General features: G+C 44.6%; 12 protein-coding genes. 4 read left to right on the forward strand and 8 right to left on the reverse strand.

The features are described 5' to 3' along the window. Positions 1 to 86 precede the first annotated feature (86 nt). Complete coding sequence (locus G7Y45_RS04025; RefSeq protein WP_005779568.1) at positions 87 to 728, forward strand: carbohydrate-binding family 9-like protein; 642 nt, start codon at positions 87 to 89, stop codon at positions 726 to 728. Between the two features lie 97 nt (positions 729 to 825). On the opposite strand, the gene lpxA is transcribed toward G7Y45_RS04025, so the two are convergent. From lpxA to G7Y45_RS04050, 5 genes are all read right to left on the reverse strand, one after another. Beyond that, a complete protein-coding gene (gene lpxA, locus G7Y45_RS04030) occupies positions 826 to 1,596 on the reverse strand; it encodes an acyl-ACP--UDP-N-acetylglucosamine O-acyltransferase (protein WP_005779566.1) in 771 nt (256 codons plus the stop codon). Positions 1,597 to 1,615: 19 nt separating this feature from the next. Next, positions 1,616 to 3,007 (reverse strand): efflux transporter outer membrane subunit, encoded by a 1,392-nt coding sequence (locus tag G7Y45_RS04035; protein WP_005779564.1) that lies wholly within the window; start codon positions 3,005 to 3,007, stop codon positions 1,616 to 1,618. 16 nt (positions 3,008 to 3,023) lie between these two features. After that, positions 3,024 to 6,227, reverse strand: a complete 3,204-nt coding sequence (locus G7Y45_RS04040; protein WP_005779563.1) for an efflux RND transporter permease subunit — start codon at positions 6,225 to 6,227, stop codon at positions 3,024 to 3,026. 21 nt (positions 6,228 to 6,248) lie between these two features. Then, complete coding sequence (locus G7Y45_RS04045) at positions 6,249 to 7,409, reverse strand: efflux RND transporter periplasmic adaptor subunit (RefSeq protein WP_005812297.1); 1,161 nt, start codon at positions 7,407 to 7,409, stop codon at positions 6,249 to 6,251. A 339-nt stretch (positions 7,410 to 7,748) separates the two neighbouring features. Then, complete coding sequence (locus tag G7Y45_RS04050; protein ID WP_165015019.1) at positions 7,749 to 10,856, reverse strand: glycoside hydrolase family 2 TIM barrel-domain containing protein; 3,108 nt, start codon at positions 10,854 to 10,856, stop codon at positions 7,749 to 7,751. A gap of 105 nt (positions 10,857 to 10,961) precedes the next feature. Between G7Y45_RS04050 and G7Y45_RS04055 the strand changes: the two genes are divergently transcribed. Then, on the forward strand, positions 10,962 to 12,884 hold the full coding sequence (locus G7Y45_RS04055) for an Ig-like domain-containing protein (protein ID WP_005822637.1): 1,923 nt from the start codon (positions 10,962 to 10,964) through the stop codon (positions 12,882 to 12,884). Then, positions 12,820 to 13,701 carry a DUF3108 domain-containing protein gene (locus G7Y45_RS04060; protein ID WP_032530739.1) on the forward strand — a complete coding sequence of 294 codons (882 nt, stop codon included), beginning with the start codon at positions 12,820 to 12,822 and terminating at the stop codon, positions 13,699 to 13,701. Before G7Y45_RS04055 ends, G7Y45_RS04060 begins: the two co-directional genes overlap by 65 nt. On the opposite strand, the gene G7Y45_RS04065 is transcribed toward G7Y45_RS04060, so the two are convergent. The 3 genes from G7Y45_RS04065 to G7Y45_RS04075 form a co-directional block, all read right to left on the reverse strand. Then, positions 13,691 to 14,095, reverse strand: a complete 405-nt coding sequence (locus G7Y45_RS04065; protein ID WP_005779558.1) for a PaaI family thioesterase — start codon at positions 14,093 to 14,095, stop codon at positions 13,691 to 13,693. The two genes, G7Y45_RS04060 and G7Y45_RS04065, sit on opposite strands and share 11 nt — an antisense overlap. Before the next feature lie 110 nt (positions 14,096 to 14,205). Next, positions 14,206 to 15,681: a cysteine--tRNA ligase gene (gene cysS / locus G7Y45_RS04070; RefSeq protein WP_005812284.1), complete on the reverse strand. Its 1,476-nt coding sequence runs from the start codon at positions 15,679 to 15,681 to the stop codon at positions 14,206 to 14,208. Positions 15,682 to 16,257: 576 nt separating this feature from the next. Then, positions 16,258 to 17,094 (reverse strand): Cof-type HAD-IIB family hydrolase, encoded by an 837-nt coding sequence (locus G7Y45_RS04075; RefSeq protein WP_165015016.1) that lies wholly within the window; start codon positions 17,092 to 17,094, stop codon positions 16,258 to 16,260. 217 nt (positions 17,095 to 17,311) lie between these two features. On the opposite strand from G7Y45_RS04075, the gene G7Y45_RS04080 reads away from it, so the two are divergent. After that, positions 17,312 to 18,703: a winged helix-turn-helix domain-containing protein gene (locus G7Y45_RS04080; protein WP_165015013.1), complete on the forward strand. Its 1,392-nt coding sequence runs from the start codon at positions 17,312 to 17,314 to the stop codon at positions 18,701 to 18,703. The last annotated feature ends 118 nt before the right edge of the window (positions 18,704 to 18,821 follow it).

Consider the following 18,821-nt stretch of genomic DNA (forward strand, 5'->3'; position numbering starts at 1 on the left):
CGGAAAAGGTTGTAAAATAGCACCGGATGGAGAATGAAATACTGGAATAAAGTATATATTTTTGCAAGATAAAAATAGAATAGACCATGAAAGTAAAAAAGATCAGTATTGCTAATGTGGAGGTCGATGCACTTCCCGAATTACTGGATAAAGAAAAGATCGGTTTCCAGACTATTGATAATGTGAATTGGGAAGCTTATCCTTATCGTCCGAAAGTGGAGTTCCGTATAGCCCATAGCGATGATGCTGTTTTGTTGCACTTTAATGTGAAAGAGGCCAGTGTGAGGGCTAAGTACGGAGAGGACAACGGGTCTGTGTGGACGGACTCTTGCGTGGAGTTCTTTTCTGTGCCTGCCGGTGACGGTATTTATTATAACATCGAATGCAACTGTATCGGGACGATTCTTATAGGTGCCGGAGCAGAACGTAACGACCGGGAGCGTGCCTCTCAGGAAGTGATGGATCAGGTAAAGCGTTGGGCCAGCCTGGGACGCCAGCCGTTCAATGAACGCATTGAAGAGTGTAACTGGGAAGTGGCGCTGATCATTCCATATACAGCATTCTTTAAACACAATATTACTTCTCTGGACGGAAAAACGATTACTGCGAACTTCTACAAATGTGGAGACGAATTGCAGACCCCGCATTTCCTTTCATGGAATCCGATTAAAATAGAGAAACCGGATTTCCATCGTCCCGATTTCTTCGGTACCTTGGAGTTTGAATAGAATGAACCTGCCTGTGTAAAAGCATGGAAAATAATAAAAGAAAGGTGTAGCCATCCCAGGATGACTACACCTTTTCTTTATCGGCAGATGATTGTGCCTATTTTACGATTCCACGTTTTGACTCCTTGACGAATGCAACGATATTTTCTATCTCTTCGCTCATGGGAACCTGGTCTACAATTTTTTGTACTGCATCCTGCAGGCTGAAATTGCCCTGATAGATCAAACGGTAAGCATTGGCAATATGTCGCAAGACCCTTTCGCTCGTATTTTTATGTTGTTGTAATACTACAGCGTTTACTCCGTGATATTCTACCGGATTTCCGGCCATAATAACATAAGGAGGTACGTCTTTTGATATGCGGCAACCGCTCTGAATCAACGTCCATTGTCCTACATGGCAATATTGATGGAGTGTGACGTTTCCACTCAGGATCACGCAATCGTCCAAGGCACATTCTCCGGCAATTGTAGTACCGATACCGGCTACGCAATTGTCACCGATTTGTACGTCATGACAGACATGAACCTTGTCCATCAGGAAGTTGCCGTTGCCGATCTTTGTGGCGTTTCCGCCGAAAGTGGCCCGGCTGATGACTACATTCTCGCGGATATGATTGTTATCACCGATGATCAGTGAACTTTCTTCTCCTTTGTAATGGAAATCCTGTGGCTCCGCTCCGAGTACGGCGTGTTGATGCACTTTGTTACCTTTTCCCAGCTGCGTACCATTCAGTATGCTGGCATAAGACATAATGATGCAGTCGTCCCCTATTTCGACATTATCTTCAATGTAAGCGAACGGTTGAATGGTGACATTCTTACCGATTTTTGCCCCGGGGGCTATCGATGCTAATGGACTAATCATAATTGTATTGTATTTAAAGTTAATCTTCTCTTCCGCCGCCTAATGCCTGATAAAGGCTTACTACAGCCTGCATCCGGTCGAAAGTATCGTTTACCTGAGATAAACGGGCACTGAGCAAAGATTGTTCGGCCGACAATACCTCCAGATAAGTAGACGTCCCTAATTTAAACAATTCTTTTGTATATTCAGATGCTTTCTCTGATGATTCCACTTGCATTTTGCGGGAAGCCGTTTTTTCGGAAGCACTCTGATACTGGTACAGTGCATTGCTTACTTCACTTCCTGCATTCAGTATACTCTGTTGGAAGGCCAGTTTAGCTTCTTCCTGTTGTGCCTTGGCTATCTTCAGACGGGCGATGTTTGCACCCCGGTAGAACAGCGGCTGAGTAAGTGAACCAAGTACGGAGGCCAGCAGTTTACCCGGGTTGACAATGGCGCTACCGGCACTGTTGGTCCATCCGGCTGACCCACTGATTGTGATCTGCGGATAGAAGGCGGCACGGGCTGAGTTTGCATTGTAATAAGTGCTGGCCAGAGCCATTTCGGCTGCTTTTACATCCGGACGGTTAGAAAGTAGCTGCAAAGGAACACCTACTGAAAACTCTTCCGGCAATTGCTGTTCTTCAAGGACTCCCCGTTGAATAGTCTGCGGTGCCTGTGCCAGCAGCATAGACATGGCATTTTCGGTTTCGCGGATACTCTGCTGAATGGCCGGGATAGAGGCCAATACTTGTGCATAGGCAGCTTTGCTTTGTTCCACTCCGGCAGAGGTCGTGTTGAACATGGCGGCATCCTTCATAGCTTGCATAGTTTCAACATTACGTTTCATGATGTCGGCGGTCTGTTCGGTGATGTCGAGCTGACGGTCGAGCATTAATAGCGTGTAGTATGTATTGGCAATTCCCGAGATGATCTGGGTCTGTACAGCTTGGCGATATGCTTTCGTTTGTAACAATGCTACTTGTGCACCCCGTTTGGCATTCAGCAGTTTGCCGAACAAATCGATCTCCCAACTGGCAGTTGCAGGCAGTGAATAAGTTTTCGTTGCCGCATGTTTGTCGAAACTGCTGATGGTTCCTTGTGGTGACAATCCGAGTGAAGGAGCATAAGCCAAGCGGGCTGACATCAGCGATGCCTGTGCCTCTTTCACTTTCAGTGCGGCAGTCAGCAGGTCAGTATTGTGAGTCAGTCCCTGTTCGATTAACGCTTGTAACTGAGGATCTGTGAAGACCTCTCTCCAAGGCAGATTTCCGAAGTTGGCAGTATCGGATACCAAAGTATCGGCAACAGATACTGTATCCCGGTAAAGCCCGGAAGCTTCTATATCCTTAGGTCTGTCATATGATTTATAGATGTGGCAGCTGCTCAGGAGAGCAGTTGCACACAACATACCTATAATTTGTTTCTTCATATTCTTTTCTTTATTCCTATTTAGCGTATTGTTCAATTTCTGTTTCTGCATCTGTATTATCGATGTCTTCCCATTCGATAGGTTTCACCTTCTCCTGTAAATACTGGAAGAGAACGAACAAAGCAGGAACCACAAATATCTGGCATATCATACCGATAAACATACCGCCTACCGCAGCTGTACCCAAAGCACGGTTACCATTGGCACCTACTCCCATGGCAAGCATCAACGGAATCAAACCTACTACCATTGCTAAAGAGGTCATCAGAATAGGACGGAGACGTGCACCTGCTCCCAATACGGCAGCCCAGGTGATGCTCATACCCATCTTACGACGGTCGAGGGCAAATTCGACAATCAGGATCGCATTCTTTGCTAACAAACCTATCAACATAATCAATGCAATCTGCATATAAATGTTGTTGGTAGCTGCTCCCAAAATAGGGATGATATTATTGGCCAATCCCATCAGGTGGGCAAAGATGAAGCTGCCTGCCAGACCGAAAGGAATAGAAAGCAATACAGCCAATGGTAAAATATAACTTTCGTACTGGGCACTCAGCAACAAATAAACGAATACGAAGCAAAGAACGAAGATCATAGCTGTGGAGCTGCCACTGGAACTTTGTTCTTCGCGGGTCATACCCGAGAATTCATAGCCATATCCTGTAGGTAAAGTCTGTTCGGCTACTTCCTGCATTGCCTGGATGGCTTGACCGGAACTATAGCCGTCAGCGGGAGAACCGTTGATGGTCATAGCGGTAAACATGTTGAATCGCTTGATATTATCCGGTCCGTAGATGCGCTTAATATTCATAAACTGAGTGATAGGCGCCATTTCGTTACCATTGCGTATCTTGATTGACTTCAGCGACTCGAGGTTGGTGCGACTGTTCGGTTCCGCTTGAATCATTACGCGATACATTTTACCGAAGCGGTTGAAGTTTGAAGAATACAAACCACCGTAGTAGCCTTGCAAAGTGGTCAGAATATCGTTAGGTGATAGTCCGGCTTTCTTACAGGCAGCTGCGTCGATGTCTATCATGTATTGCGGGAAGTTCGGATTGAACGATGTTTGCGCTGATTGAATTTCGGGACGGGCCTGCAATTTAGAGATGAAATCCTGAGCCACCTCATAGAATTTGTCAAGGCTACCTCCCGTTTTATCCTGTAGGTTCATCTCAAAACCGTTGGACACACTATAACCCGGAATCATCGGTGGAGCGAACAACAGTACACGGGCGTCTTTAATCACTTCACGAGCTTTGAGGTATAACATGCCCGAAACAAAGTCTGAACGTTCTTTGATGGATCGCTCATCCCAGTTTTTCAGTTTACAAATAAATGAACCGTAGCTGGGTCCCTGTCCTGCTATGAAGCTATAGCCTACAATCATCGTACGGCTGTCGATTGCCGACTCTGAAGCTATCAGGCTGTCTACCTGTTGCATCACCGCTTCGGTACGTTCTTTAGAACTACCCGGGGGCATGTCGACAACAGCCATGATGGTACCTGTATCTTCATTCGGAACCAAACCGGTCGGGGTGATATTCATCAGGAAAATCATCAGGGCAAAGCCGGCTACTACCGCACTGATTGTAAGCCAAGGTTTCTGGATGAAGAATAGTACCCTTTTCTTATATTTTTTCAAAATCGTATCGTATGCCGCATTGAATGAAGCATGGAAGCGTTTGGCAAGCGTCACTTTTTCTTTTTTGTTCGGATCGTGTGGTTTCAGTAGGATGGCACACAGTGCAGGACTCAATGTCAAAGCATTCAAGGCCGAAAGTGCAATAGCGATAGCCATTGTCAGACCGAACTGGCGATAGAATGTACCGGAAGTACCGGACATGAAACTTACCGGAATAAATACAGACATCATTACCAATGTGATAGAAACGATGGCACCTCCCAATTCATTCATGGCGTCGATGGAAGCCAGACGGGCTGATTTATAGCCTTGGTCAAGTTTTGCATGGACGCCTTCCACGACGACGATCGCATCATCGACCACAATCGCTATGGCAAGTACCATGGCACATAGTGTCAGAAGGTTGATACTGAACCCAATCAGATATAAGACAAAGAACGTACCGATCAATGCAACCGGGATGGCGATAGCAGGAATCAATGTAGAGCGTAGATCCTGCAGGAAAATGTATACCACAATGAATACAAGAATAAATGCCTCGATCAATGTCTTGACTACCTCATGAATAGAGGCGAACAAGAAGTCATTGGCATTCTGTGATACATTTACTTTGACGCCCGGTGGGAAGGTAGAAGCTGACTTATCCAGTAAGGCGAGGATGTCGTTGATAATAGCTGTCGCATTCGAACCGGCTGTCTGGAATACGATGATGGTTACTGCCGGATGCCCGTTCACTTTATTGGTAAATCCGTAAGTCAGACGTCCCAATTCTACACTGGCGATGTCTTTCAGTCGAAGTACCTGTCCGTCTTCAGTAGCACGGATTACAATATTCTCAAATTCTTCTTGACTTTGCAGGCGCCCCTTGTATCTCAGAGTATATTGAAAAGTCTGGTTACCCTCTTCACCGAATGCTCCCGGAGCAGCCTCAATGTTCTGTTCGGCCAACGCTGCGGAAACATCGGTAGGCATCAGGTGATATTGGGCCATGATATCCGGTTTCAGCCAGATACGCATTGAATAGTCTGCACCAAGCACCATGGCGTCACCTACACCCGGTACGCGCTGCACTTCCGGCACCAGATTGATCTTGGCATAATTTTCCAGAAATTCGTTATCGTATTTGTCGTCGGAACTATATAAAGAGAATACCAGCAACATACTGGTCTGCCGTTTTGAAGTGATGACTCCTACTTTGGTTACTTCGGCGGGTAGCAGACCTTGTGCTTTGGCTACGCGGTTTTGAACGTTTACCGCCGCCATATCCGGATCGGTGCCTTGTTTAAAGTATACGTCAATACGGGCTTCACCGGTATTGGTTGCTGTGGAACTCATGTACATCATGTTTTCCACACCGTTGATTTGCTCCTCCAGCGGGGCGACTACACTGTTTAATACCGTTTGTGCATTAGCACCCTGATAAGTGGTCGAAACGCTTACCGTAGGTGGGGCAATATCCGGATATTGGGAAATAGGCAGCGAAATCAAGCCCAGAATACCCAAGATTACTATAACGATGGAGATCACCGTAGATAGTACCGGACGATTAATAAATCTATCTAGTTTCATATTTAACTTGCTATGCTGATTTTATTTTCCTTGTTTTTTCTCTTCAAGTGCTTGTTGGAAGTTGGCTTTAGCCTGTTCCGGAGTAACTGGTTTGATTGCTTGTCCGTCTTTCAGGGTGCTGGCATTATCCAAGACCACTTTTTCACCGGCTTTCAAGCCGGAAGTCACTACGTAATCGTGTCCGTTATCCACATTGAAAACATTTATTTCAGTCATCTTTACAGTATTGTCCGGCTGCAACACGAAAGCAAATTTCTTGTCTTGTATTTCCGTTGTAGCTTTTTGCGGAATAACAATTGCATTTTCCAGATGATAGGGTACGATCAGGTTGGCCATACCACCGCTTCTCAGCAAATGTTCTTTGTTAGGGAAAGTGGCCCGAATACTTACTGCTCCGGTATTTTGGTTGATGACACCACTAATGGTGGACATTTTACCTTTATCGGCGTAGGTGGTTCCGTCCGATAGTTCAAGCCCTACCTCCGGATAAGACTCTACAGCTGAAATCTGAGAACCGTCTTTACGTACCAGTGCCAATAGATCTTTTTCAGTCAGTGAAGAGTAGACATACATTTCGTTAATGTCCGAAACGATGGTCAGCGGAGTTTGGATAGAAGGGCTGACAAGGCTTCCCAGACGATAAGGAATTGTGTTGACAATACCATCTGAAGGGCTTTTTACATTGGTGAAGGTTAAATTTTGTTCTGCACTTATCAGTTGTGCCTGTGCGGAAGCCAGTTGTGCTTTGGCAGATGCCAGAGAGTTTTCTGCCATCGCCAGGTCGTAATCACTGATGATATTCTTTTTATTTAATTCACGTTTGTTGTTCACTGTGATTTCTTGTGTGTTCACTCCGGCTTTTGCAGTAGCTACAGCTGCTTTGGCCGAACGGACAGCGGCTTCATATTGTACCGGGTCGATGATGAACAATATCTGTCCTTTGCGTACCATAGAACCTTCGTCTACGCAAACTTTTGTGATGAATCCCGATACTTGCGGACGGATTTCTACGTCTTGTTTACCTTTGATAGTGGCCGGATAGGAACTCTTCAGATTTACTGTAGTGGGTTGCAGCACCTGTACTGCGCATTCCGGGGTTCCCCCGCTCAGGTCAAATCCCTTTTTGCCGCAACTCGACAGGAGGGCTAAACAAAATGCAAATAAAACAATTTTACTTTTCATACCTTCTTTATATTCAATTTATAATGATGTCCATTTTGTGGTAATGTGATTTATCGTGCTAACCCTTCAATGATAAGGGAGAGAAAACCGAATGTACTTAATCAGTTTTCTGCGCAAAAGTACTCTTTTTTCCATCTTGATGTTCTTTGAATAGCTGTTTTTTAACTATGTTTTTCTCTAATTAATATAGGTGTTGCGTAAAAAGCTGTCAAAAGGTATCTGTCATTCTCGTTGGAAAGACTGCATAAGCGGAGCGGGAAAGGTATATATAAAAACAGTGATCCGGAACACTCCGGATCACTGTTTGATTGTTGCTTTGAGGAGTTTCTTTTTAATTCCTTACATGTTGACTTTATGACGTACAGGTGTCAGGATGAAACTGAATTCATAATCCTGATAAGGTACACGGTACTTTTCAAGCGGAAGTGTTCCCCAACTGTTGACACATCCTAATCCCATCTGCACCTTGTCAATGCACAGATTGGTGAAAGGAGCTTTCGGCACTTCAGGAGAGTGACGTTGGTCTTTCTGTGCTCCGTCATCCAAAGATTCGATGCTGTAGTTCAGGGCAGAAGCAGAGAAAGGAGTATCGCCTACGAACTGCAAGCCGTTTCCGCTGACGTCCAATACTCTCCACCAACGTAAATCGGTCTTGGTTCCGGTTTCCTGCGGTCGGATATATGGATAGAATTGTTCGGCAACTGTCTGGCGATATTTGCCAAGCATGGTAGAGTGATTACGGTCGGCGTAATTTTCTATCGGACCGCGGCCATAATATTCTACTTCATTAAAGTTCTCGGGCATTTGCATTTGCATGCCAAAGCGGAACATATCAGAAACTTTCTCTTCTTTGCCGGCTTCCATCTTTTGAGTTACTTTGATGGCGCCTTCATTGTTGATGACGTAAGTCAGGAACAATTTACCCTTTACGGCTTTCATGTCATATTCTGCCTGAATAACCGCCTGCTCGTTTTCAATATTCTGTTTCAGAGAAGTTAACTTCAGTCCCGGATTTTTCCATACGGCATACCGGTGCTGCAATCCTGCCCCATAGTCGTTGTCGGTAGGAGCACGCCAGAAGTTGGGAGTCAGTTGGGCTCCCTGATTCAATAACTGTATACCGTCTGCTTCGTAGCGAGAAAGATAGCCATTGTGTTTATTGAATTCAATAATGAAGTTTTCACCTTCTACAATCAGGTAGTTATGATCGTTATCTTTGATAACCGGTACATGAACGGCAATGTTAGATGCCTTCCGGTTCTTTAATTCCGGAGTTTGGGCTTTGTACGGACGGATGGTCAACTGGTCATATGCCACTGTACTTCCTGCCGGCATCAATGTTTCGGCGGATTTCAGTTTGTAAGCAACGTTGAGTAGCAGTTCTTTGCATGGGCAGATATTTTCCGTATTCAGATTCAGTTTAAGGGTAGCTGTTTGCTGTGGAGCCACGTTCAGGTCCTGAATCACTCCGGCTTGCATTACTTCGCCGTCTGCCAGTAATTGCCACTCCATATAGTATGCAGACAAGTCGCGGAAGAAGTTTTCATTATATACTTTTATTTCTCCTTTGGCAAGGTCTGCGGGAGTGGTCCAAATGGACTGATAGAAATATCCTACTTCATGGGCATGCGGATTCGGACGGCGGTCGGGACTGATCAAACCGTTATTATTAAAGTTATTGTCCGAAGCGTCATATTTATTGAAATCGCCGCCGTATCCGTAAATATCTACACCGTCTTTATTCTTCCAGTGGTTGGCTTGGTCAACAAAGTCCCAGATGAATCCGCCCTGGTATTTCGGATATTTACGTATCAGATCCCAATATTCTTTGAAACCACCCTGTGAGTTACCCATGGCGTGGGCATATTCGCACTGAATCAGGGGTTTGTCTATGTTGCCTTCACAATATTTCTTGCAGGCATCATAATCGTAATACATCGGGCAGAAAATGTCTGTGAACTGATTGGTGCCTGCCTGTTCGTATTGTACGGCACGCGTTTTGTCTTCATTCTTGATCCATGTGTAGCATTGTTCGAAGTTCGGACCGTATCCGGCTTCGTTCCCTAAAGACCAGAAGATGATGGAAGGATGGTTATACCCTCTTTGTACGTTGCGTTGGTTACGTTCCAGATGTGCTTTTTTATAAGATGGATTTTTGGCAAGTGTCTCTTTGCCATATCCCATTCCGTGTGATTCTACATTGGCTTCCGCCACTACGTAAATGCCGTATTGGTCACAAAGGTCGTACCACAGATTGTCGTCCGGATAGTGACAGGTACGCACGGCATTGATGTTCAGCTGTTTCATTCGTAAGATGTCTTGCAGCATGCGCTCACGTGAAACAACATATCCGCCGTCCGGATCTATTTCATGACGGTCGGCGCCTTTGAAAAGCACCGGCTGACCGTTTACCAGGATTTGTCCGCCTTTCAGTTCTATTTTGCGGAAACCTATTTTGACCGGGATCACTTCCAAGGTGGTATTGTTACCACTTTTCAATGTTGCAGTCAATGTGTATAAATTGGGTGTTTCTGCGGTCCATTTTGCGGGATTGTCTACGTTCATGCCAACAGACTTTTTACCGTTTCCGCTAACTTGGGCTGTGGCTACGTTTTTCCCTGTCGGGTCTGCCAGATTCAGTTCTACCGTTCCGCTTCCGTTTAGGTTGAGTGCTATATCCAGTGTACCGTTTGTATAATTGGCGTCCAAATCAGGCGTTACACGAATGTCCTGAATATATTTCTTATTGCGGCTGTATAGGTAGCAGTCACGTCCTACTCCGGAGTAGCGGAAAAAGTCCTGATCCTCCAGATATGTTCCATCACACCAGCGGAATACTTGGAAAGCGATCAGGTTTTTACCGGGTTTCAGGTAATTGGTCAGGTTAAATTCGGCTTCCAGCTTACTGTCCTCGCTATAGCCTACATATTTACCGTTGACCCATAAATACATATTTGAGGTTACCGAGCCGAAGTGAGCGAATATCTCTTTTCCTGACCATTCGGCAGGGATGATGATCTCTTTCCGGTATGAACCTACATGATTGTTTTCTATGGGTACAAAAGGCGGATTGTTTTTGTATTGGTTTCTCCAGGCATAACCTACATTCACATAAATAGGATCACCGTAACCGTTCATTTCCCATACACCGGGAACTTTCATTTGTCCCCATCCTTTGTCGTTATAGTCAGTCCGGTAGAAGTCGGTCGGACGTGCATCGGCATCTTTCACCCAGTTGAAGTTCCAGATTCCGTTCAGGGTTAAAAAGTTACTTGAGTTTTCTTTGTCAGCTTTCGCTGCTTCTTCACTTGAAGAGTAAGCAAAGTAATTGGTGTGCATCGGTGCACGGTTTACCGCATTAATTTCGGGGTTTTTCCATTCGTCATGTTGAGCCATGGTTGCGAGGCTACATATCGCCAGGCAGCAAGTCAGCAGTTGTCTTTTCATGGGGTTAATCTTATTAGGTTTGTAAATTGTTGGTCAAAGATACGTTTTTTGTCTTGTCAAGCAGACTCTTTTTGAATAAATTAGTGTAAAGTATAGCATTAATTAATGGATAAGGTTTATTTTTGCAGCATGTTAAAAGACAGTATACATAGAAAAAAACGATTCATCCGTAGTCTGTTGGGCGTCGCTATTTTGATGGCTACTCTTTATTCTTGTGCCAGTATGGGGCGTCCGGATGGAGGACCTTTTGATGAAACGCCACCCCGTTTCATCGGCAGTGCGCCGGCAGCAGGAGCTGTAAATAATAAAAAGTCAAAGATTGTTCTTGATTTCGATGAGTTCATTAAGCTCGAGAAGGCTAATGAAAAGGTAGTGGTTTCGCCCCCCCAGTTGCAACAACCCGAAATAAAACCCGGAGGAAAGCGGATCACCGTAAATCTTCTCGACTCTTTAAAACCCAATACAACTTATACTATCGATTTCTCCGATGCCATTGTTGATAACAATGAAGGTAACCCGCTTGGTAACTTTGCGTTTACGTTCTCTACGGGAGCTTCCATTGATACGATGGAGGTGTCGGGCACATTACTTGAGGCTTCCGATCTGGAGCCTATAAAAGGTATGTTAGTGGGGCTTCATTCCAACCTGAATGACTCGGCTTTTACCAAATTACCTTTTGATCGTGTGGCTCGCACCGATAGTCGTGGGCATTTTACGATTCGTGGAGTTGCACCGGGTAAATATCGTATTTTCGGTTTGATGGATGCCGATCAGAACTTTTTTTATAATCAGAAAGCCGAAGCTGTAGCTTTCAATGATTCATTGATTATTCCCCGCTTTGAAGAGAGGATACGTCAGGATACCACATGGGTCGACTCACTGACTATCGATACTATTGTTGAACAGAAGTATACTTATTACCTGCCCGATAATATTGTGCTCCGTTCGTTCAAAACACCTTCTGTTTCACAATATCTGGTTAAGAGTGAACGCCTTACTCCCCAAAAGTTTTCTTTGTATTTTTCGGCTCCGGCGGACTCTTTACCTGTACTGAAAGGACTGAACTTCGATGAAAAGGACGCTTTTATTGTAGAAAAAACATTCCGTAACGATACTATCCATTATTGGATACGCGACTCGTTGCTCTATAAGCAGGATACGCTTACGTTGAGTTTGAACTATTTGTACACAGATACGTTAAATCAGTTGGTCCCACGTACAGATACGCTGAGGTTGGCTGCGAAGAAAGTGAAGAAAGAAGAACCTAAAAAGAAAAAGAAGAAAGACGATGAGCCCGAACCTACCAAGTTTTTGTCGGTAAATACTCACGCGCCTTCATCTATGGACGTATTCGATTATATTACCCTGACTTTCGAAGAACCGGTCGCGCGCTTTGACAGTGCCGCTATCCATCTTCGACAGAAGGTAGATACGATATGGACGGATGTTTCTTTTGAGTTCGAACATGATTCACTGGATGTGCGCCGCTATAATCTCTATTATGACTGGGAACCCGGAGGAGAGTATGAGTTTGCCGTTGACTCTACAGCTTTTCATGGTATTTATGGCTTGTTTACCAATAAAATAAAACAAGCTTTCAAGGTTCGCCAGATCGAAGAATATGGTAACGTGTTCCTCAATATAACCGGAGCAGATTCTATTGCTTTTGTCGAACTGTTGGATAATCAGGATAAAGTGCTTCGACGGCGTCCGGTGGTTGACGGGAGGGCGGAGTTCTATTATCTGAATCCCGGCAAATATGGAGCCCGGTTGATTAATGACACCAACGGTAACGGAGTATGGGATCCCGGTGACTACGAAAAGGGTATACAGCCGGAGATGGTATACTACTATCCGCATATCATTGAATTTAAAGCGAACTGGGATGCCACTCAGGACTGGAATGTGACGGCTGTGTCTCTGGATAAGCAAAAGCCGGACGAACTTAAAAAACAGAAACCAGATGAAGACAAGAAGAAAAAGACCCGAGATAGTCAAAATGCTAACCGTAACCGCCGTAACAATTAGGCGGAAAGAGTTGGTATGTCTTATTATTGCTCTGCTTTTTGCTTTCCCATTGTCGGGTAACGCACAATGTGAAGCGAAAAACGATGCGTTTAAATCCGGTGAGCACGTCATGTACGAACTCTATTTCAACTGGAAATTCATCTGGAAGAAAGTAGGCTTGGCCAGTCTGACTACCAATTCCACAACGTATCATTCCGAACCTGCCTATCGGGTCAATCTGCTGGCCATCAGCAGTAAGGAAGCCGATTTCTTTTTTAAGATGCGGGACACCTTAACGAGTGTCATGACGGAGAAACTCGAGCCACGTTATTTCAGGAAAGGTGCCGAAGAAGGAAAACGTTATACCGTTGATGAAGCCCGTTTTTCTTTCCGGAACGGGATGTGCTACGTCAACCAGAAACGGGTGCGTAAAGATGGGAGTGTCACAGAGACAGAGCAAAGCGATACCCGGTGTATTTATGATATGTTGAGTATTCTGGCGCAGGCCCGTTCGTTCGATCCGAAAGATTACACCGTCGGCCAACGTATTCAGTTTCCGATGGCGACAGGGCGTAAGGTAGAGGAGCAGACCCTCATTTACAGGGGTATCAAGAAGATTACTGCCGAAAACGATACGACCTATCGCTGTCTGATATTCTCACTGGTAGAGTACAATAAAAAGGGAAAGGAGAAAGAGGTTATAACGTTTTATGTAACAGACGACCGGAATCATCTTCCGGTACGGTTAGATATGCACCTTAACTTTGGTTCGGCCAAAGCATTCCTGCGGAGTGTCAGCGGTTACCGTCATCCCCAGACCTCTATCATTACAAAGTAAACGGAACTTCGTCTTTTTTTCGGAATACGCTTGACTCAAAGGTGGCTATCAACCTGCCTTCCTGATCGGTTACATCTATCTGATAGTAACCCGTGCTGCGTCCTGTATAGCGTTCTCGTGCTTCGGCATAAAGCGTGTCGCCCGGTCCGCTGGCCCGTAAGAAGGTGATGTTGGAAGAAAGGGAGAAGGCCAGTGTGCCGTGTGAATTGGCTGCCGCTGCCAGTGCCAGGTCAGCCAGAGTAAAGATGGCACCTCCCTGTGTCCGTTGTCCTGCATTCAGATGTTCGGGCTTGATTTCCAGTTTTGCTTTACTGTATCCTTCCCTTATTTCAATCAACTCTACACCTGCGTTGGTGGCAAAAAGGTCATTTTTAAAGAATTCTTGTGCTGTCATTTTAATATCTGTTCCGATTTATTACAAAAGGACGCGGAGTATACAGAAAAAGTTATCAGTCCTGTTCCCTCCGCGTCCTTTGTGGTGCTTTTAAATAATTTTCTGAGATTTTATTTATTCAGTTTCCACTCAAATCCGTCCTTAGTATCTTTAATTTCGAATCCCAGTGCAGTCAGTTCGTTGCGGATCAGGTCACTCGTAGCCCAGTCTTTGTTAGCTTTTGCTTTCACCCGCTGTTCCAGCAGCATATCGACCACTTTCCCATAAGCGGCTTCACGTCCGTCCGACGAGCCGATTTCTTCTTTCAGGCCCAGGATATCGAAGCAGAATGTATGGAATACTTCTTTCAGTTCTTTCAGGTCATCGGCAGAGATGGTATTGTTTCCGGCAATGATATTATTGATCATCTTGGCTCCGTCAAAGAGATGTGAAATCACAATCGGAGTGTTCAAGTCATCATTCATCGCTTCAAAACATTTCGTGCGCAAGCTTTTTACGTCGACGTTCGAAGTAGCTGCAGGAGTGATTTTCTCCAAACCATCCACTGCTTCCATCAGTCGGCTCAGTCCTTTTTCTGCTGCCTGTAATGCTTCGTTGCTGAAATCCACCGGACTGCGGTAGTGTGCCTGCAAGATAAAGAATCGTATGGTCATCGGGCTGTAAGCCTGAGTCAGCAATTTGTGTGAGCCGCTGAAGAATTCATCCAGCGTGATGAAGTTTCCGAGACTCTTGCCCATCTTGGTGCCGTTGATGGTGATCATGTTGTTGTGCATCCAGTAGTGAACCATATCGTCACCCTGTGAAGCTACCGACTGTGCGATTTCGCATTCGTGGTGCGGGAAGATAAGGTCCATGCCTCCTCCGTGAATGTCGAAGTGTTCGCCCAGATACTTACGTCCCATGGCTGTACACTCGGCATGCCAGCCGGGGAAACCGTCACCCCATGGCGAAGGCCAGCGCATGATGTGTTCCGGTTGTGCCCGCTTCCAAAGGGCAAAGTCGGCAGGATTATGTTTTTCTTCCTGTCCGTCCAGTTCGCGGGTTGTATTCAGTACATCGTCCAGATTGCGTCCCGAGAGTTTACCATAATGGTAGTCTTTATTGTATTTGGCTACATCGAAGTATACCGAACCCTGGCTTTCGTATGCATAGCCGGCATCCAGAATCTTTTTTACCAATTCGATCTGCTCGATGATATGTCCCGAGGCATGTGGTTCAATGCTGGGGGGAAGTACGTTCAGTGCCTCCATGGCTTTATGGTACCGGTTCAGGTAGTATTGCACTACTTCCATGGGTTCCAGTTGTTCCAAACGGGCTTTCTTGGCAATTTTATCTTCCCCTTCGTCTGCGTCATGTTCCAGGTGGCCTACGTCGGTGATGTTACGCACGTATCGCACTTTATAACCCAACCGGGTGAGATAACGGAAGAGTACGTCGAACGTGATGGCCGGACGGGCATGTCCCAGATGTGCATCGCCATATACCGTCGGTCCGCAGACATACATGCCCACATGTGGAGCGTGCAAAGGCACAAACAGCTCTTTTTTTCTATCTAAAGTGTTGTAAATCGTCAGTTGATGTTCCATAACGTTTGAGATTTATTCTGTTTTAAACCACAAAGTTAGAATAAATAATTTGAATTGGGACGTGTTCTGCCGGATTATTCTCTGTAAGTATATGTGTCTGATGTAAGATCGGGCCACTCATACGAAAAATGCATTCCGATCTTCCATCTTCCACCTTTTTCTGTTTATTTGTCTAATTATCAACGAAATGAATGGGTGGAAGATAGCGTTTTCAAGCCGTTTATCTTCCACCTTTATCTTCCATCTTCCACCCACTGTTTTTGATGGATAAGGTATTGATCTGTAATTGTATATAGTGTGTTATCTATCTGTTTATGCCGTTTAAAGCATTTCCTTTTCCTTAGTATCTTTAGTGAAAATGGTCCGGACTTTATCTCGTCCCGCATGCCCGGGCCCATAAGCCCGCATGCCCGGGCCCATAAGCCCGCATACCTGTGCCCATGAGCCCGTATATCCGGGCCCACCGGCCCGGGTATACGGGCTGAGATAAGTTTAGTATGATGAATGATAATATACTTATATATAACGCGTTAATATCATGGAGAAATCAACTTGCTTTCTTATTAATTTCTGTGTTTAAACTGTTGTCTCCCCCTTCTCGGGTGCTTTTGTAAAGAACTTGTTTACGACCGCAGCTACACCGTCCTCCTCGTTGCTAAGGGTAATGTAGTCGGCGGCTTTCTTTACCGGTTCCTGTGCATTGCCCATGGCTACACCCAATCCGGCAAATTGAATCATTGAAAGATCGTTGTAGCCGTCGCCTACAGCCACCATCTCTTCCCGGTTCATGTTCAGCTTGTTAAGTAAGACAGATAAAGATTGTGCCTTGTCTATTCCCTGTGGCACCAGTTCGAGGAAGAAGGGCTCCGAGCGGTAAACACTCAGTTGACCTTGCAGTTCTACCGAAAGTTCGGCTTCAATGGGAATCAGACGATGTGGCTCACCCACAATCAAGCACTTAGGAAGCGGCAGACGGATATCTTTCAGAAAATCCTTGGACGGATATATCTGCATTTTATTGAGGAAAGCCTCTTTCCGGACATACACGTCATCGGGATATTCAGTGATGATATATTGCCGGTCGTAAGTCAGGATAGGGAGTTGGTTGCGTGTGGCGCATTCGTATAGCCGAGGTATCACTTCGTCCGGCAATACATTGGCATAAACGATCTCTCCGGTACTCCAGTCGATAATTTCTCCGCCGTTATAGGAGAGGATAAATCCGCCGAACTCCTTCATGCGCAGTTCGTTGGCCAAGGGTGCAATGCCGAAGGTAGGACGTCCCGATGCAAGTATCAGTTTCACACCCTGTTGTTGTACACGTATCAGTGCTTCTCGGTTGCGTGGAGTTATCTCTTTTTTAGCGTTGGTCAGTGTTCCGTCCAAGTCGAGTACGAGGAGTTTGTATTTCATCAGTCGCTTTTGTTTGGGTTTTGAGGGTGCAAAGGTAGTGGTTTTGGGTATATCACCCAAACAGGATGCGAGTAAATAAAGAATGAATGATACGTAGTCTGTTTGATGCGCTTTGATACGTTTATGCTATTGGGGAATTTATTGTCTTGAAATTTTTCTTTATTTTCTTTAAAACCAGAAATAAATACACGATATTTGTATAAATAGAGAATTAGATATGAGGCCGATAAAACTAATTTGGGGTATTGGAGGGATACTATTGGTAGCTTTATTAATAGGTTGTTATTTCTATCAGAGAAGTAATGAGATGATGTGTGTGGAATCAAAAAATCTATTCATACAGGCATTAAAAGGTGAAATGCTGCGAATGGAAAGGGAACTGGATCTACCATGTGTGTCTATGAATGTATCGGGTGCAACGGCTCCTTGGACCAGACTTTCTGTGAAAACTGAGTTTGGTACAAAAGATTATGTTGTAGATGTAAAAAAGGATTTGAAAAATATATCTTCTGATTTTAATGAGCGTTCTTTGCATTCTGTTGTTTGTATGGAGAAGCAGCTTTCTGCTGATACTTTGAATCGGATTTGGGCAGATAGTTTGAGAATGCGGCATATTGTTGCTAAAACCTCTGTACAGGTAGTTACTGTCGATTCAAGTAAATGTATTCGTTCTGAAGGGAGTTGTGACAATGATTGTTTTGTATCGCCCATTTGGATTGCCTATGTCGGGAACGAGTGTGAGGTAGAGGTTGCCGGTTTTTTATCTTCTACTTGTTGGTCGGTGATTCGATACTCTTCTTCTTCATTTGTCCTTATTGTTGGAGTGACTTTTATACTTATTGCTTTTTTCTACTATGTGTATAAGGTGAAAAAACGTTTGTCTGATTCGGAGGTTGAAGAAGAGCTTCTAAAGGAAAGGCTGGAGAAGGAGAGAGAGCGGTATCAAGATTTAGAAGAGAAACGCAGGCAATATGAACAACAATTGAATTTGCTTCAACAAGAAGAAAAAATGCGGATAAGAGAACTGAGTGATCTACGGGAGAAGCATAAACAAAAAGAAGCTCAGATTGAAATATTGTCAGTAGAGAAGAAACGTAGCAAAGAACAGCAAAGTATTCTTGCAAAGGAATGTCAAGAGGGTATGCTCCAAATAACGATGCTTTCCGATAAATTGGAAAAGGAAAAGATAGACCGGGGAGAGCTTCAACAAAAGTTGGCTGCATGCGAACTGCAAATAGCAGAACTGAGAAAAATAAAAGAAATGTTTGGTGAAGAATTAGTCATTTATAAACTCTGTTCAGGGTTGACTTTTGATCCTCGAAATCATATTTTGGATTGTGCCGGAAACCGGATAAAACTGGATGCTCAGGGTAGCCGGCTTTTACTCCTTTTTTTAGAGGCCTCTGAAAATAAACTATCATATGAAGAACTGCTTGAAATGATGTGGGCTGATCGTCGAAAGGATAAGAATCGTTTATGGACGGCTGTTTCTCGTTTGCGTAAAGCTTTAGCGCCTACTCGTGTTATCATAAAAATGGAAAATGAAGGTGGGTATCAGTTGGTGCTGCCTAAGAAGAGTGATGACTTCTCGCAGAGAGAACTCTTTTGATATAAGTTCTGGTAAGGGGGCATTTTATTGATTTTCAACTTGTAAGTTTTAGTAAGGAATGTTTTCTTAATAGACAGAAGAAATCGTCTATATTTGTTATGTGTTACTAAAACAACCG

Origin of the sequence: Bacteroides sp. ZJ-18 (assembly GCF_011038705.2) — a bacterium.
Taxonomy (GTDB): Bacteria; Bacteroidota; Bacteroidia; order Bacteroidales; family Bacteroidaceae; genus Bacteroides; species Bacteroides hominis.

Excerpts from the sequence above, each read along its gene's own strand:
- G7Y45_RS04025 (WP_005779568.1), top strand. The coding sequence starts at position 87 with ATGAAAGTAAAAAAGATCAGTATTGCTAATGTGGAGGTCGATGCACTT.
- lpxA (WP_005779566.1), bottom strand. The coding sequence starts at position 1,596 with ATGATTAGTCCATTAGCATCGATAGCCCCCGGGGCAAAAATCGGTAAG.
- G7Y45_RS04035 (WP_005779564.1), bottom strand. The coding sequence starts at position 3,007 with ATGAAGAAACAAATTATAGGTATGTTGTGTGCAACTGCTCTCCTGAGC.
- G7Y45_RS04040 (WP_005779563.1), bottom strand. The coding sequence starts at position 6,227 with ATGAAACTAGATAGATTTATTAATCGTCCGGTACTATCTACGGTGATC.
- G7Y45_RS04045 (WP_005812297.1), bottom strand. The coding sequence starts at position 7,409 with ATGAAAAGTAAAATTGTTTTATTTGCATTTTGTTTAGCCCTCCTGTCG.
- G7Y45_RS04050 (WP_165015019.1), bottom strand. The coding sequence starts at position 10,856 with ATGAAAAGACAACTGCTGACTTGCTGCCTGGCGATATGTAGCCTCGCA.
- G7Y45_RS04055 (WP_005822637.1), top strand. The coding sequence starts at position 10,962 with ATGGATAAGGTTTATTTTTGCAGCATGTTAAAAGACAGTATACATAGA.
- G7Y45_RS04060 (WP_032530739.1), top strand. The coding sequence starts at position 12,820 with ATGAAGACAAGAAGAAAAAGACCCGAGATAGTCAAAATGCTAACCGTA.
- G7Y45_RS04065 (WP_005779558.1), bottom strand. The coding sequence starts at position 14,095 with ATGACAGCACAAGAATTCTTTAAAAATGACCTTTTTGCCACCAACGCA.
- cysS (WP_005812284.1), bottom strand. The coding sequence starts at position 15,681 with ATGGAACATCAACTGACGATTTACAACACTTTAGATAGAAAAAAAGAG.
- G7Y45_RS04075 (WP_165015016.1), bottom strand. The coding sequence starts at position 17,094 with ATGAAATACAAACTCCTCGTACTCGACTTGGACGGAACACTGACCAAC.
- G7Y45_RS04080 (WP_165015013.1), top strand. The coding sequence starts at position 17,312 with ATGAGGCCGATAAAACTAATTTGGGGTATTGGAGGGATACTATTGGTA.